General features: G+C 58.7%; 17 protein-coding genes. 8 read left to right on the top strand and 9 right to left on the bottom strand.

The window, feature by feature from the left end; translation table 11 throughout:
* Positions 1-64: 64 nt before the first annotated feature.
* On the bottom strand, positions 65-1,210 hold the full coding sequence (locus tag MT962_RS09685) for a PatB family C-S lyase (protein WP_247365482.1): 1,146 nt from the start codon (positions 1,208-1,210) through the stop codon (positions 65-67).
* Positions 1,211-1,292: 82 nt separating this feature from the next.
* On the opposite strand from MT962_RS09685, the gene cutC reads away from it, so the two are divergent.
* Together cutC and MT962_RS09675 are read left to right on the top strand one after the other, a co-directional pair.
* Positions 1,293-2,042, top strand: coding sequence for a copper homeostasis protein CutC (gene cutC / locus MT962_RS09680; protein ID WP_247365481.1), 750 nt, complete (start codon positions 1,293-1,295; stop codon positions 2,040-2,042).
* 271 nt (positions 2,043-2,313) lie between these two features.
* A complete protein-coding gene (locus MT962_RS09675) occupies positions 2,314-2,538 on the top strand; it encodes a YgdI/YgdR family lipoprotein (RefSeq protein ID WP_024559052.1) in 225 nt (74 codons plus the stop codon).
* Between the two features lie 165 nt (positions 2,539-2,703).
* On the opposite strand, the gene MT962_RS09670 is transcribed toward MT962_RS09675, so the two are convergent.
* The 6 genes from MT962_RS09670 to MT962_RS09645 form a co-directional block, all read right to left on the bottom strand.
* Entirely contained in the window at positions 2,704-3,501 is a 798-nt protein-coding gene (locus tag MT962_RS09670; RefSeq protein ID WP_247365480.1) for a hypothetical protein, read from the bottom strand.
* 92 nt (positions 3,502-3,593) lie between these two features.
* Positions 3,594-4,565, bottom strand: coding sequence for a tRNA 5-methoxyuridine(34)/uridine 5-oxyacetic acid(34) synthase CmoB (gene cmoB / locus MT962_RS09665; RefSeq protein ID WP_024561043.1), 972 nt, complete (start codon positions 4,563-4,565; stop codon positions 3,594-3,596).
* The gene (cmoA, locus tag MT962_RS09660; protein ID WP_024559049.1) at positions 4,562-5,305 is read right to left on the bottom strand and encodes a carboxy-S-adenosyl-L-methionine synthase CmoA; all 744 of its coding nucleotides are present in this window, start codon (positions 5,303-5,305) and stop codon (positions 4,562-4,564) included. Before cmoA ends, cmoB begins: the two co-directional genes overlap by 4 nt.
* Before the next feature lie 42 nt (positions 5,306-5,347).
* Complete coding sequence (locus MT962_RS09655) at positions 5,348-5,743, bottom strand: MAPEG family protein (protein ID WP_024559048.1); 396 nt, start codon at positions 5,741-5,743, stop codon at positions 5,348-5,350.
* 69 nt (positions 5,744-5,812) lie between these two features.
* A complete protein-coding gene (locus tag MT962_RS09650; RefSeq protein WP_247365478.1) occupies positions 5,813-6,631 on the bottom strand; it encodes a DUF72 domain-containing protein in 819 nt (272 codons plus the stop codon).
* Between the two features lie 11 nt (positions 6,632-6,642).
* Complete coding sequence (locus tag MT962_RS09645; protein WP_247365477.1) at positions 6,643-7,209, bottom strand: hydrolase; 567 nt, start codon at positions 7,207-7,209, stop codon at positions 6,643-6,645.
* Positions 7,210-7,463: 254 nt separating this feature from the next.
* On the opposite strand from MT962_RS09645, the gene aspS reads away from it, so the two are divergent.
* The 6 genes from aspS (at position 7,464) to ruvB (ending at position 12,905) form a co-directional block, all read left to right on the top strand.
* Positions 7,464-9,245, top strand: a complete 1,782-nt coding sequence (gene aspS / locus MT962_RS09640; protein ID WP_024559045.1) for an aspartate--tRNA ligase — start codon at positions 7,464-7,466, stop codon at positions 9,243-9,245.
* Position 9,246: 1 nt separating this feature from the next.
* On the top strand, positions 9,247-9,690 hold the full coding sequence (nudB, locus tag MT962_RS09635) for a dihydroneopterin triphosphate diphosphatase (RefSeq protein ID WP_024559044.1): 444 nt from the start codon (positions 9,247-9,249) through the stop codon (positions 9,688-9,690).
* Positions 9,691-9,713: 23 nt separating this feature from the next.
* A complete protein-coding gene (locus MT962_RS09630) occupies positions 9,714-10,454 on the top strand; it encodes a YebC/PmpR family DNA-binding transcriptional regulator (protein WP_024559043.1) in 741 nt (246 codons plus the stop codon).
* Between the two features lie 133 nt (positions 10,455-10,587).
* Positions 10,588-11,109, top strand: a complete 522-nt coding sequence (gene ruvC / locus MT962_RS09625; protein WP_024559042.1) for a crossover junction endodeoxyribonuclease RuvC — start codon at positions 10,588-10,590, stop codon at positions 11,107-11,109.
* Between the two features lie 165 nt (positions 11,110-11,274).
* On the top strand, positions 11,275-11,886 hold the full coding sequence (gene ruvA, locus MT962_RS09620; protein WP_024559041.1) for a Holliday junction branch migration protein RuvA: 612 nt from the start codon (positions 11,275-11,277) through the stop codon (positions 11,884-11,886).
* 8 nt (positions 11,887-11,894) lie between these two features.
* Entirely contained in the window at positions 11,895-12,905 is a 1,011-nt protein-coding gene (gene ruvB / locus MT962_RS09615) for a Holliday junction branch migration DNA helicase RuvB (protein WP_024559040.1), read from the top strand.
* A gap of 50 nt (positions 12,906-12,955) precedes the next feature.
* Here the strand turns inward: ruvB and znuB are convergent, their stop codons facing one another.
* Complete coding sequence (gene znuB / locus MT962_RS09610; RefSeq protein WP_247365476.1) at positions 12,956-13,741, bottom strand: zinc ABC transporter permease subunit ZnuB; 786 nt, start codon at positions 13,739-13,741, stop codon at positions 12,956-12,958.
* Positions 13,738-14,493 (bottom strand): zinc ABC transporter ATP-binding protein ZnuC, encoded by a 756-nt coding sequence (znuC, locus tag MT962_RS09605; RefSeq protein ID WP_024559038.1) that lies wholly within the window; start codon positions 14,491-14,493, stop codon positions 13,738-13,740. Before znuC ends, znuB begins: the two co-directional genes overlap by 4 nt.
* Between the last annotated feature and the right edge of the window lie 64 nt (positions 14,494-14,557).

Below are 14,557 nucleotides of genomic sequence, written 5' to 3'. Positions count from 1 at the left end.
GAACAATAAATAACGACAATGCCGCCCACAGGGCGGCTTACCATCGTTTTAGACGTCTGGCTGACTACGCGGACCTGGTATTCACCGCACGCGTTAGCCGATTGATTGCCTCCTCAAGCGTGGCGGCGGTGCAGCCGAAGTTAATACGCACAAACTGAGGTTCGCCAAAATCACTGCCTGGCGAAAAGCCTAACCCGGCGGCGTGGAAGAAACGCGCCGGGTTTTCTACGTCCAGGCCGCTTGCATCCACCCAGGCAAGGTAGGTCGCCTGCGGCGGCGCAACGCGCAGACCGGGCAGGGCAGTTACGCTATCGCACAGCCTGTCCCGGTTGCGGCGAAGATAGTCGCATTGCGCCGCAAGCCAGGGCTCGCCGTCGCGCCAGGCCGCTTCGGCGGCGGTCAGCGCCAGCACATCCACATGCGGCACAATACCGGCCATCGCCTTGCTAAACCGCTTACGCAGTTCCGGGTTAGGGATTATCGCCACCGAAGCGCCAAGCCCGGCGATGTTAAAGCTCTTGGAGGGGGACATCAGCGTAATGCTGCGCTGGGCCGCCTCTTCATTCAGCGTGGCGAAGGGCGTGTGGCGCACGCCTGGCTCCAGCAGCAGATCGCAATGGATCTCGTCTGAGCAGACGATCAGATCGTGCTTACGGGCAAACGCCAGCTGCGCCAGCAACTCTTCACGGCGATAAACCGTACCGCCGGGGTTTTGCGGGTTGCAGAGCATCAGCAACCGCTCCCGGCCAGTGAGGTGGCCTTCAAGGGCGTTGAGATCGAGAACCCAGCGGTTATCCACAAGCGTTAGCGGCGCCAGAAGCTGCTGGCGATCGGCCAGCGCGGCGGCCCGGCGAAAAGGGGGATAGATGGGCGTGGGGGCGATGGAAAGTTCATCCGCCTGCGTAAAGGCGCGAACGCAAAGGTTCAGCGAACTGACCACGCCCGGCATAAAGACCAGCCACTGCGGCGCCACTTTCCAGCCGTAGCGCCGCTCGCACCAGCTAAGGGTCGCTTCCTCCAGCCCCGTCGGGTGCGCGCCGTAGCCAAAAACGCCATGCGCTACCCGGCGTTGCAGCGCCTGGGTAATGCACTCCGGCACGCGGTAATCCGTGTCCGCCACCCACATTGGCAGCACCGCTTCGCCATATTTTCGCCACTTCACGCTGTCGCTGTGATGGCGGTCGATACCCTCGTCAAAATTGAATGTCATGATTTGCTCCTGCCCGGTGGTTACTCCAGACTAACACCGTGGCAAATCGATACAACCGCTGACGCTAATAAGGGAGAAATCAATGGCTTTGCTGGAAATTTGCTGTTACAGCCTGGCGTGCGCGATCACCGCCGAACGCGCCGGGGCGGACAGGATTGAACTGTGCGCGGCACCCGCGGAGGGTGGGCTGACGCCTTCGCCGGGCACGCTGAAGCGGGTGCGTGAAAGCGTGAAAATCCCGGTGCACCCGATTATCCGTCCCCGCGGCGGCGACTTCTGTTATACCGACGCGGAGTTTGAAGTGATGCTCGACGATATCGCCTTCGTGCGAGAACTGGGCTACCCGGGGCTGGTCACCGGGGTGCTGAACGAAGAGGGCGACGTGGATATTCCCCGCATGCAAAAAATTATTTATGCCTCACAAGGCATGGCGGTGACGTTTCATCGCGCGTTTGACATGTGCGCTAACCCTATGAAAGCGCTGGAAGAATTAGCGGATTTAGGCGTGGCGCGCATCCTCACTTCCGGCCAACAGCCGACGGCGGAGCAAGGACTTTCATTATTAAGGGAACTAAAAGCACAATCCCGTACTCCAATCATTATGGCCGGTGCAGGTGTACGGCTCAGCAACCTCGGCGCTTTTATTGCCGGGGGCGTTGACGAACTTCACAGTTCGGCAGGAGTTCAGGTGGCTTCGCCAATGCGCTATCGCAACGCGAATGTCTCAATGTCTTCCGATGCCCGTACCGATGAGTATTCCCGCTACGTTGTGGATGGCGCTATGGTCGCCGCCATGAAAGCGGCGCTCACGCCGACCCGTCATTTTTCATAACGCCCGTTTTTTACCGCGCATCATGTCGCCCAATATGATGCTTGCTCGTACCAGGCCCCAATGTGTTGTTGGGGCTTTTTTTATCGCTTTTGCCGCTGCGCTTGCTCACGCGAGTCGGCTTTCTTTCCGCCCCCCTTATTTTAGCGTTTTTTTCATAAAGTACAGACGAGCCGTGAAAAGGGTATTTTTGTGCGGTTGTTAAATCCTGCCAGGCATATATCGCCAGAATGTACTAACGTTATTAAGAAATAGATAACATGAGGAGATGGATATGAAGAAAACACTCGTAACAGGCGTACTGGTAGGGATGTCTTTATTTCTTTCGGCGTGCTCCAGCAGCAATTACGCCATTCACACCAATGATGGCCGCACCATTGTAAGCCAGGGCAAGCCGCAGGAAAGTGAAGCAGGCCTGCTGGGCTATAAAGACGCCAATGGCGTGAAGCAGCAAATCAACAAAGCTGATGTAAAAGAACTGGTTGAGATTAAACATTAATCGCTGCCGGCAGGCTGAAAATAACCGCCTACGGGCGGTTTTTCTTTTTTTGCCAGGCGGGAAGATGCCGACAGTCGCGTTTTCCCGCCTGGCAATATAAACCTACGTTTTATTGCCCGTCTGGCGAGCAAGCCAGCGCCGTAAATAAGCACCTTAAGAAATAGATTAACTCATTCGATTGATGACGGCGGAAATAAACGCGCTGGTCAACATGTGATGGGCAAATATACGCTGTTCAAAAGACGCTTTGCCTGGCGTTTTAATTCTTGCCGCGACCGCCGCGCCTTCGGCTACCAGCCAGGCGGCGAAGCTGTCGTCAAAATAGTTATGAATAATCCCCTCCCGGCAGCGGCACCCTTCAAGCAAGGCGTCGCTGTGTAAGGGAAAGCATTCCGCCAGTTCATCGCGAAGCGTCAGGGAGAAAGCGTCCGGCTCGCCTCCCGGCTCCCAGCTGTATAGCCAGGCGTGCTCCGCTTCCAGCGCCTCGCCGCAGCAGAGCAGACCGTCCCGCGCCGCCTCTTTCAGCAGCGGCAGGCTCGCCTGCAGCAGGTCGGCTTCCTCAGAAGCGGGCGGCTCAACGCCATAACCCTTCGCCATATCTCTGCCGCCTGCGGTCAGCCGCTGGCCGTTGCGCATACCGCTGAAATTCACCAGCGGCAAAAAGGTAAGGCAAATTTTATCGAGCAGCAGCGGGGAGTTGTGCTGTAGAAAGTTAAGCAGCCCCCAGCTTCCAGCCGGTTCATCGCCGTGAAACCCGGCGGCAAGCAGCACGTGCGGCAACCGCTTGTTCGCCGCCACCGACTGCCAGAGGGAGATCATGCCGTGTCCGGTGCTGCCGAGCTCGACCTCCTGCAACCCCCAGCGCGTGGCCTGGACCTCAAAAAGATGTTCGAAGTGATCAATATCGTTGCTGTAGCCGTTGATGGCGGGAAGGGGCCAGCGGTGGACGGTTTCGGTGGTCATAATGGGCGCTCCGGAAAAACGGTCTGTTGCAAGCGTAGTTCAGGAGCGCGCTTTTTGTCTTAGCGAAAAAACGGGGGCGGTTGCCCTTTTTATCAGGGCTTGCGTGCCACCAGCACAGCGCGCAGCGGGGCCGGATAGCCTTCCACCGTTTTGCTGCTGTCGTGTGGGTCGAGGAAGTCCGCCAGCGATTCGCTGGTCATCCAGTCGGTGCGACGCTGCTCTTCGCTGGTGGTCAGGCAGTGGTCGGCGATGCGCACGTCCACAAAGCCGCACTTCTCCAGCCAGTTCTTAAGCGCCAGCGCGGAAGGGATGAAATAGACATTGCGCATCTGCGCGTAACGTTCGCCCGGCACCAGCACGGTATTGGCGTCGCCTTCCACCACCAGCGTTTCCAGCACCAGCTCGCCTTCGTTAACCAACTGATCCTTAAGCTGCCAGAGGTGCTCAAGCGGCGAACGGCGATGGTATAGCACGCCCATTGAAAAGACGGTGTCGAAGGCGTTCAGCGCGGGCATCTGCTCAATGCCAAGCGGCAGCAGGTGCGCGCGCTGGTCATCGCCGAGCAGCTTGCGCACCGCCTCGAACTGGCAGAGAAAAAGCTGGGTCGGGTCGATGCCCACCGCGAGCTTCGCGCCTGCGCCTACCATGCGCCACAGGTGATAACCGCTGCCGCAGCCTACGTCCAGAATCGTGCGCCCGGCAAGCGGGGCGATGTGCGGCAGCACGCGCTCCCACTTGAGATCGGAACGCCATTCGGTATCGATGTTCACGCCATAAAGCGAGAAGGGGCCTTTGCGCCACGGCATCAGCGTGCGCAGCAGCTTCTCAATGCGCATCTGCTGCCCCTGCGCCAGCGGTGCTTGCATTTGTGCGCTAACGCCATGCAGCAGATCAAGGCGCTCCGGGGTCAGCGCAGGCAGGTTCTCCAGCGAATTCGCCCACTGCTTAAACTGCCCGTGCAGCGATTCACGCTGCCAGGCGGCAATCTGCGCGGGAAGGGTTTCCAGCCATGGGCTGAGCGGGCTGCAGGCAATCTGCTGGTAAAAACGGCCAAAATCGATCATGCCGCGCTCCCGTTCTTCACCGCCACCAGCGAGCCGAAGTTAAAGCACTGGAACCAGAGTTCGCTGTGCTCGAAGCCCGCCTGGCGCAGCCGTGCTTTGTGCGTTTCCACCGAGTCAGTGAGCATTACGTTCTCCAGCATGCTGCGCTTCTGGCTGATTTCCAGTTCGCTGTAGCCGTTGGCGCGCTTGAAATCGTGGTGCATGTTGAACAGCAGCTCGCCCATCTCTTTATCTTCAAAGCTGAATTTTTCCGAAAGCACCAGCGCGCCGCCGGGGTTAAGGCCCTGATAGATTTTTGTCAGCAGCGTCAGGCGATCGTCCGGGTTGAGAAACTGAAGCGTAAAATTCAGCACCACCAGTGAGGCGTTCTCAAGGGTGATATTGCGGATATCGTCTTCAATCACCTCTACTGGCGTTTGCGCTTTAAAGGCATCGATATGACGGCGACAGCGCTCCACCATGGCTTTTGAATTATCCACGGCGATGATTTTGCAGCCTTCGTGGTGAATGTTGCGGCGAACTGAGAGCGTTGCCGCGCCAAGCGAACAGCCGAGGTCGTAAACCTGGCTTGCGGGCTGGACAAAGCGTTCCGCCAGCATGCCAATCATAGAGATAATATTGGAATAGCCTGGCACCGAACGCTGAATCATATCGGGGAAGACTTCAGCCACCCGCTCATCGAAAGTCCAGTCGCCCAGACGGGCGATGGGAGCGGAGAACAGCGTGTCGCGGTTAGACATAGCGTTTGAATCCGAGGAAAAACGAAAGGGGCGTATTTTGCGCTAATGAAGCGCGAAAACCAACTCCCACGGCATATACCAGAGATTCGCCAGCACCATCAGCACCAGCGCGCACCAGGTCGCGCTCATGCCGGAACGCCGCCAGCGTATCAGCCGGTTATGAAAGCCGTAGTAATGCATCAGCCGTCCGAGGATTAGCAAAATGCCGCCGACGTGAACGAGCCAGGTTTCGGCGCCGTTCATCTCCATCAACAACAATAGCAGCAGGGCGACAGGAATGTACTCCACGGCATTGCCGTGAACGCGGATAGCGATTTGCAGTTCGCTAAAGCCGCCATCGCCATACGCCACGCGATATTGCGTGCGAAGGCGCACCACATCTACCGAAAACTTAAGCAGCAACAACGCACCCAGTACAGCATACAGCGCGCTTACCATAGCAACTCCCTTAAACACCCATCCAGAGGCCCGCTTATCATAGCGTGAGCCGCGCGGCTTGTCGCTCTGCTAGAAGAGGGTGTTTTGCTGTGGAATGGCGGGTTCGGGGCCAAGCGAGGGGATAACCCGTTGAAGCATCGGCCAGAGCGTATGCACCAGCTCCGGCGCCTGGGCGATGTCCGGCGTATGTAAAAAGAGATACGGGGTGGTGGTTTGCTCCCAGCCTGGCAGCTTTCTCAACCAGTCCTGGAAGAAATTGAGGTTTTGCTCCATGTCATCGCTGCCGATAAAGCGCACCAGCGGGTTGCGCGCCGTGACCAGCGCATGCACCGGCACAACCGGTTTTTTTCGCTGGGCGTCGCGTACCGCTTCGCTGTGCGGCTGTGCGCTGTGCACCGGGCGGCTGTCGAGAATAACGCGGTTGACGCCGCGCGCCTTCAGCCCGCGGTTGAGCGTCTGCTCCACGTCGCCTTTGGCGAAAAATTCCGGGTGGCGCACTTCCACGCCATAGGTAAACTCGGTTGGCAACGCATCAAGAAAAGCCCAAAGCGCGGGCAAATCCCGCGGGCCGAACGCGGCGGGCAACTGGAGCCAGTACTGGCCGATGCGCCCGGCAAGCGGCGCCATGCGGGAGAAAAACTCGCTGGTCTGCTCCTCGCAGTGGCGCAACGCCGCCTGGTGGGAAATGGTGGCCGGAAATTTAAAGCAGAAGCGGAAATCGTCGGTAGTTTGCGCTTTCCAGCGCTCGACAATTTCCGCTTTAGGCAGCGCGTAAAGCGTGGTGTTGCCCTCCACGCAGTTGAAGTGGCGGGCGTAGTCCTCAAGGGAGGTGATGCCAAGCCGCACCCATCCCGGGTGCGACCATTGCGGCAAGCCGATATAGAGCATAAGCGCGCGGCTTAAAGCGCCGCGAGGATCTCCTCAGTGGTGCGCACGCGAGCGATGCGCGGGAAAATATGGGTCATGCTGCCCTGGTGCTGTTCGCGGGTGGCGGCGCTGCAGGCGTCTTCAGCAATCACCAGCGAGAAGCCAAGTTCCCAGGCGTTGCGGGCGGTAGATTCCACGCCGATATTGGTGGAGATGCCGCACAACACGATAGTATCAATGCCGCGACGACGTAATTGTAGCTCCAGATCGGTGCCATAGAAGGCGCCCCACTGGCGCTTGGTCACTTCAATATCGCTGTCGCGTTTGCCGAGCGCTACCGGGTAATGCCACCATTCATCAGGCAGGGCATGCGCGGTGACGGCGGCATCCACTGGCTGCTTGAGCGCCTCGCCGAAATCTTTCGACCAGCCGACGCGCACCATCACCACTGGCGCTTTATGGGCACGGAACTTCTCCGCGAGGCGGGCTGCGCGGGAAACCACGTCGTCCGCGCTATGCGGGCCGCCGGCAAAGGGCAGAATGCCTTCCTGAAGATCGATAACCACCAGCGCGGTGGTAGCGGCATTGAGTTTTAACATGATGACTCCATGATTTTAGTAGCAGGTTCCGTACCTTACGCTCTCAAACCCGGCAAGCGGTTTACTATTTTTGTTAATTTTTGTGAGAATAAGCAACATCACGCGCGACAAACGCGCGAGCAGGCGGCGGCGGGCTTATCGCAGCCCGGAATTTCCAGTATAATGGCCGCCTTTTTTCATCCAGATAAATGCTGCGACACTAAAGCCTGCAGGGCAGGTGACCAACGGCCTGCGGCAAACTTAAGGGATATCTCATGCGTACAGAATATTGCGGGCAGCTTAATAAGTCCCATGTGGGGCAACAGGTAACGCTGTGTGGCTGGGTTAATCGCCGTCGCGATCTCGGCAGCTTGATCTTTATCGACATGCGCGACCGTGAAGGCATCGTGCAGGTGTTCTTCGACCCGGATCGCGCCGACGCTTTCAACCTGGCCTCCGAGCTGCGTAATGAGTTTTGCATTCAAATCACCGGCACCGTGCGTGCGCGTGACGACAAAAACGTTAACCGCGATATGGCGACCGGCGAAGTGGAAGTGTTCGCCACTGAGCTGACCATCATCAACCGCGCCGAGCCGCTGCCGCTCGACTCCAACCAGGTCAACAGCGAAGAAGCGCGTCTGAAATACCGCTACCTCGATCTGCGTCGTCCGGAAATGGCGCAGCGCCTGAAAACCCGCGCGAAAATCACCAGCTTTGTACGCCGCTTTATGGACGACAACGGCTTCCTCGACATCGAAACCCCGATGCTGACCAAAGCCACGCCGGAAGGCGCGCGCGACTATCTGGTGCCTTCCCGCGTTCATAAAGGCAAATTCTACGCGCTCCCGCAGTCCCCGCAGCTTTTCAAACAGCTGCTGATGATGTCCGGCTTCGACCGTTATTATCAGATAGTAAAATGCTTCCGCGACGAAGACCTGCGCGCCGACCGCCAGCCGGAATTTACCCAAATCGACGTGGAAACCTCCTTCATGACCGCGCCTCAGGTGCGTGAGGTGATGGAAAAACTGATCCGCCAGCTGTGGCTGGAGGTCAAAGGCGTGGATCTGGGCCAGTTCCCCATCATGACCTTTGCGGAAGCGGAGCGCCGCTACGGCTCTGACAAGCCGGACCTGCGTAACCCGATGGAGCTGGTGGACGTTGCCGATCTGCTGAAAGCGGTGGAGTTTAAGGTCTTCTCCGGCCCGGCTAACGATGCCAAAGGCCGCGTTGCCGCGCTGCGCGTGCCGGGCGGCGCGCAGCTTAGCCGTAAACAAATTGACGACTACGGCAAATTTATCGAAATCTACGGCGCCAAAGGTCTGGCTTATATTAAAGTCAACGAGCGTGCTAAAGGTCTTGAAGGCATTACCAGCCCGGTGGCGAAGTTCCTGAACGCGGAAATCGTGGAGGCTATCCTTGAGCGCACCGGCGCACAGGACGGCGACATGATTTTCTTCGGCGCCGACAACAAAAAAGTGGTAGCCGACGCGCTCGGCGCGCTGCGCCTGAAGCTTGGCAAAGATCTGAATCTGACCGACGAGAGCAAATGGGCGCCGCTGTGGGTTATCGACTTCCCGATGTTTGAAGACGACGGCGAAGGCGGCCTGACCGCGATGCATCACCCGTTCACCTCGCCGAAAGAGATGACCGCCGCCCAACTGAAAGCGGCGCCGGAAGAGGCCGTAGCCAACGCTTACGATATGGTTATCAACGGTTACGAAGTGGGCGGCGGCTCTGTGCGTATTCACAGCGGTGAAATGCAGCAGACCGTGTTCGCCATTCTCGGCATTAACGAGCAGGAGCAACGCGAGAAATTCGGCTTCCTGCTGGACGCGCTGAAGTTTGGCACGCCGCCGCACGCAGGCCTGGCCTTCGGTCTCGATCGCCTGACCATGCTGTTGACCGGCACCGACAACATCCGCGACGTTATCGCGTTCCCGAAAACCACCGCGGCGGCCTGTCTGATGACCGAAGCGCCAAGCTTCGCGAACCCGGCTTCCTTAACTGAGCTGGGTATCCAGGTGGTCGCGAAAGAGAAGCCGCTGGAGAACAAGTAATATGCCATTCAAGCACCCTGTTTCGGTACTGGTCGTCATTTATGCGCAAGATACCGGACGGGTGCTGATGTTGCAGCGGCGGGACGACCCCGATTTCTGGCAGTCGGTCACCGGCAGCCTGGAGGCGGGGGAGAGTCCACGCGAGGCCGCGCAGCGTGAAGTAAAGGAAGAGGTCGAGGTGGACGTTGCCCTGGAGCAACTTGAGCTAATCGACTGTCAGCGCTGCGTGGAGTTTGAAATCTTTCCTCATTTGCGTCATCGCTACGCGCCGGGGATTATACGCAATACGGAATACTGGTTCTGTCTTGCGTTGCCGAGCGAAAGGCCGGTAAGCATCAGCGAGCATCTGGCTTATCGGTGGGAGGAGGCGCATGCCGCCGCCGCCCTGACTAAGTCGTGGAGCAACCGGCAGGCGATTGAAGAGTTTGTAATTGATGCCGCCTGATTAAGGCGCTTTTGGAGATTGTTATGGCAGGTCATAGTAAATGGGCCAACACGAAACACCGCAAAGCGGCACAGGATGCCAAGCGCGGTAAGATTTTCACCAAGATTATTCGCGAGCTGGTGACAGCGGCGCGTCTGGGCGGCGGCGATCCGGGTTCTAACCCGCGTCTGCGCGCGGCTATCGACAAAGCGCTGTCAAACAACATGACGCGCGACACCCTGAACCGCGCTATCGCGCGCGGCGTCGGCGGCGATGAAGACGCGAACATGGAAACCATCATTTACGAAGGCTACGGCCCGGGCGGCACCGCCGTGATGGTGGAATGTCTCTCCGACAACCGCAACCGTACCGTAGCGGAAGTGCGTCATGCGTTCAGCAAGTGCGGCGGCAACCTCGGCACCGACGGCTCCGTCGCTTACCTGTTCAGCAAGAAAGGGGTTATCTCCTTCGAAGCGGGCGACGAAGACACCATCATGGAAGCGGCGCTGGAAGCGGGCGCGGAAGATGTCGTGACTTACGACGACGGCGCTATCGACGTTTACACCGCCTGGGAAGAGATGGGCGCGGTGCGCGACGCGCTGGAAGCGGCGGGCCTGAAAGCGGACAACGCTGAAGTCTCGATGATCCCTTCCACCAAAGCGGATATGGACGTAGACACTGCGCCGAAGCTGCTGCGTCTTATCGACATGCTGGAAGACTGCGACGACGTGCAGGAGGTTTACCACAACGGTGAGATCTCCGACGAAGTAGCAGCCACCCTGTGACAGCAGCCCGCTTCATTGCGGCGGGCGCTTCCTTCTCCTCTGAGCGCGGCCTGACCGCGCTCAGGGAGCGGCAGGGGAAAGCGGCTCTCCGGCAAGCCGGGCGGCGGTTATCCCTTCGCGGCGGAGAAGCGTGATGTCTATTATTCTCGGTATTGATCCCGGTTCGCGCATTACCGGTTACGGCGTTATCCGCCAGACGGGGCGACAGCTTACCTATCTTGGCAGCGGTTGTATCCGCACCAACATCGCCGATCTTCCCTCGCGCTTAAAGCTAATCTACGCGGGCGTAAGCGAAATCATCACCCAGTTCCATCCGGATTACTTCGCCATCGAGCAGGTATTTATGGCGAAAAACGCTGACTCTGCGCTTAAGCTTGGGCAGGCCAGGGGCGCGGCGATTGTCGCGGCGGTTAACCACGAGCTGCCGGTGTTTGAATATGCGGCGCGTCAGGTGAAGCAGACGGTGGTCGGCATTGGCAGCGCGGAAAAAAGCCAGGTGCAGCATATGGTGCGCACGCTGCTTAAGCTGCCCGCGAACCCCCAGGCGGATGCCGCAGATGCGCTGGCTATCGCCATTACCCACTGTCATGTCAGCCAGAACGCCGCGCAGGTCAGCGAATCGCGCCTGAACCTGGCGCGGGGCCGTCTGCGCTGAAGAAGCAAAAAAGCGCGCTGCGTCGTAAAATCCCCCTTCTCAGGATGTCGGACGACAAAAAGTGCGCTTTTTAACGGTTTGTTTTTTTATCTGAGGCTGGATACCTATCCAGCCTTTTTTATATGATAGGCTCACTTTTTTCGCTAGTTAACGCAGGAGCGCATCGTGATAGGCCGACTCAGAGGCATCGTACTGGAAAAACAGCCCCCGCTGGTATTGCTGGAAGCGGGCGGCGTCGGTTATGAAGTCCATATGCCGATGACCTGCTTTTATGAACTGCCGGAAACCGGCAATGAAGCAGTGGTCTTTACCCATTTTGTGGTGCGCGAAGATGCGCAATTGCTGTTTGGTTTTAACAACAAGCAGGAGCGCACGCTGTTCCGCGAGCTTATCAAGGTCAACGGCGTAGGCCCTAAGCTTGCGCTCGCTATTCTTTCCGGCATGTCCGCTCAGCAGTTCGTTAACGCCGTTGAGCGTGAAGAACCCGCTATGCTGGTGAAGCTGCCGGGCATTGGCAAAAAAACCGCCGAGCGTCTGGTGGTGGAGATGAAAGATCGCTTCAAAGGGTTGCACGGCGATCTCTTTACGCCAGCGGCGGATCTGGTGCTGGCGTCGCCTGCCGGTCCGCAGCCGGACGACGCGGAAGCAGAAGCGGTTGCCGCGCTGGTGGCGCTGGGTTATAAACCGCAGGAAGCCAGCCGCATGGTCAGTAAAATTGCCCGCCCGGACGCAGACAGTGAAACCCTGATCCGCGAAGCGCTGCGCGCGGCATTGTGAGGTAGAGGATGATTGAAGCAGATCGCCTGGTCGCACCGGGCAGCATCGTGGCGGAAGAGGTGGCGGACCGCGCTATCCGTCCCAAACTACTGAGTGAGTATGTCGGTCAGCCGCAGGTGCGCTCGCAGATGGAAATCTTTATCCAGGCGGCGAAACTGCGCGGCGACGCGCTGGACCATCTGCTGATTTTCGGCCCGCCGGGGCTTGGCAAAACAACACTCGCCAATATTGTCGCCAATGAAATGGGCGTTAACCTGCGCACCACATCGGGCCCGGTGCTGGAAAAGGCGGGCGATCTGGCGGCCATGCTCACCAACCTTGAGCCGCACGACGTGCTGTTCATTGATGAAATTCATCGTCTGTCGCCGGTGGTTGAAGAGGTGCTTTATCCGGCAATGGAGGATTACCAGCTCGACATCATGATTGGCGAAGGGCCGGCGGCGCGTTCGATAAAAATTGATTTGCCGCCCTTCACGTTGATTGGCGCGACGACGCGCGCCGGGTCGCTCACCTCGCCGCTGCGCGACCGCTTTGGCATTGTGCAGCGCCTGGAGTTCTATCAGGTGCCCGATTTGCAGCATATCGTCAGCCGCAGCGCCCGCTATATGGGGCTGGAGATGAGCGAGGAGGGGGCGCTTGAGGTCGCGCGTCGCTCTCGCGGCACGCCGCGTATCGCCAACCGGCTGTTAAGACGCGTGCGCGACTTCGCGGAAGTTCGCCATGATGGCGTTATCAGCCAGGACGTGGCGGCGCAGGCGCTTGATATGCTCAACGTGGACGCTGAAGGTTTCGACTACATGGACCGCAAGCTGCTGCTGGCGGTGATTGATAAGTTTTTCGGCGGTCCGGTGGGGCTGGATAACCTCGCGGCGGCCATTGGCGAAGAGCGCGAAACCATCGAAGACGTGCTGGAGCCTTTCCTTATTCAGCAGGGCTTTTTACAGCGCACGCCGCGCGGCCGTATGGCGACGACGCGCGCCTGGAGCCACTTCGGCATTACGCCGCCCGCCATGCCCTGAAACAGAAATAAAAAAGGCGCCGCAATGGGCGCCTTTTTTAAGGATAGCGTTCAGGCCGGCATGCGTTTTGTCATGGTGAGAATGAACAGCAGCGCAGCGCACAGCACCACGGAAGGGCCCGCCGGTGTGTCGTAAAAGGCGGAAAAAGTGAGGCCGCCAGTCACTGCCAGCATGCCGATTATCACCGCAAAGCCCGCCATTTGCTCCGGCGTGCGGGCGAAGCGTCGCGCCGTAGCGGCCGGAATAATCAGCAGTGAAGTGATAATCAGCGCGCCGACAAACTTCATCGCCACGCCAATCGTCAGCGCTGTCACCAGCATCAGCAAAAGCTTCACGCGCTGCAGACGAACGCCGTCCACAAACGCCAGGTCGGCGCTGATGGTCATGGCGAGCAGGTTGCGCCACTGCCAGCAGAGCACGCTTATCACCACCACGACGCCAAGCGCGATAGAAACCAGATCGGCAGGCGTTACCGCCAGCAGGTCGCCAAACAGGTAAGCCATCAGATCGACGCGAATGTTTGCCATAAGGCTCACCACCACCAGCCCGAGCGAAAGCGCGCTGTGCGCCATGATGCCGAGCAGGGTGTCGATAGCGAGATGCGGACGTTTCTCAAGCCAGACCAGACCCAGCGCCAGCAGCAGCGTGACGGCGATGACCGCGTAGAAAGGGTTAACATTCAGCAGCAGCCCGAAGGCCACGCCCAGCAGCGATGCGTGCGCCAGCGTATCGCCGAAATAGGACATCCTGCGCCAGACCACAAACGAGCCAAGCGGCCCGGCGGCGCAGGCGAGCAGCATCCCGGCAAGCCAGCCGGGAAGAAGAAGTTCAATCATGACTGGCCGTTTCCTCTGCGTAAAACAATCCGTCCCTGAAGGTCGTGACGATGGTTATGGTGATGGCGGTAAATGCCCAGCTGTTCCGCGCCGCGGGGGCCGAACATGGCGATAAATTCCGGGTGGGTAGAGACCACTTCCGGCGTGCCGGAGCAGCAGATATGGTGATTAAGGCAAAGCACGTCATCGGTTTTCGCCATTACCAGATGCAGATCGTGCGAGACCATCAGCACTGCGCAGTTCAGCTCCTGGCGCAGCTTATCGATAAGATCGTAAAGCGCTACCTGGCCGTTGACGTCCACGCCCTGAGTGGGTTCATCAAGCACCAGCAGCTGTGGCTCCTTGAGCAGGGCGCGGGCCAGCAGCACGCGCTGCGTTTCGCCGCCGGAAAGCTTTTGCATCGGCGCGTCAATCAAATGGCCCGCCTGCACGCGTTTGAGCGCAGGCAAAATATCTGCTTTGCGGACACCGGGGCGCAGGCGCATAAAGCGGCTGACAGTGAGCGGCAGCGTGGCGTCGAGGTGCAGTTTTTGCGGCACATAGCCGATGCGCAGGCTCCTGTCGCGCTTGATAACGCCCTCGTCGGGTGCTACCAGCCCAAGCACCACGCGCACAAGGGTGGATTTGCCTGCGCCGTTCGGCCCAAGCAGCGTAAGTATTCTTCCCGGGCGTAATGACAGCGAAACGTCAGAAAGGACGCGGCGTTGGCCAAACGAAACGGAGATATTTTCTAGTGAAACCAAAGTAGTCATAGTTAATTAAGCGTTGCACAAGCTTTAGAATGTTATAATATCACAACTCTTGCATTCATCACGA

This window comes from Franconibacter sp. IITDAS19 (assembly GCF_023079515.1).
Classification (GTDB): domain Bacteria; phylum Pseudomonadota; class Gammaproteobacteria; order Enterobacterales; family Enterobacteriaceae; genus Franconibacter; species Franconibacter pulveris.
The sequence above is the reverse complement of the archived record's forward strand: the minus strand, read 5'-3'. Positions and strand labels throughout refer to the sequence as shown.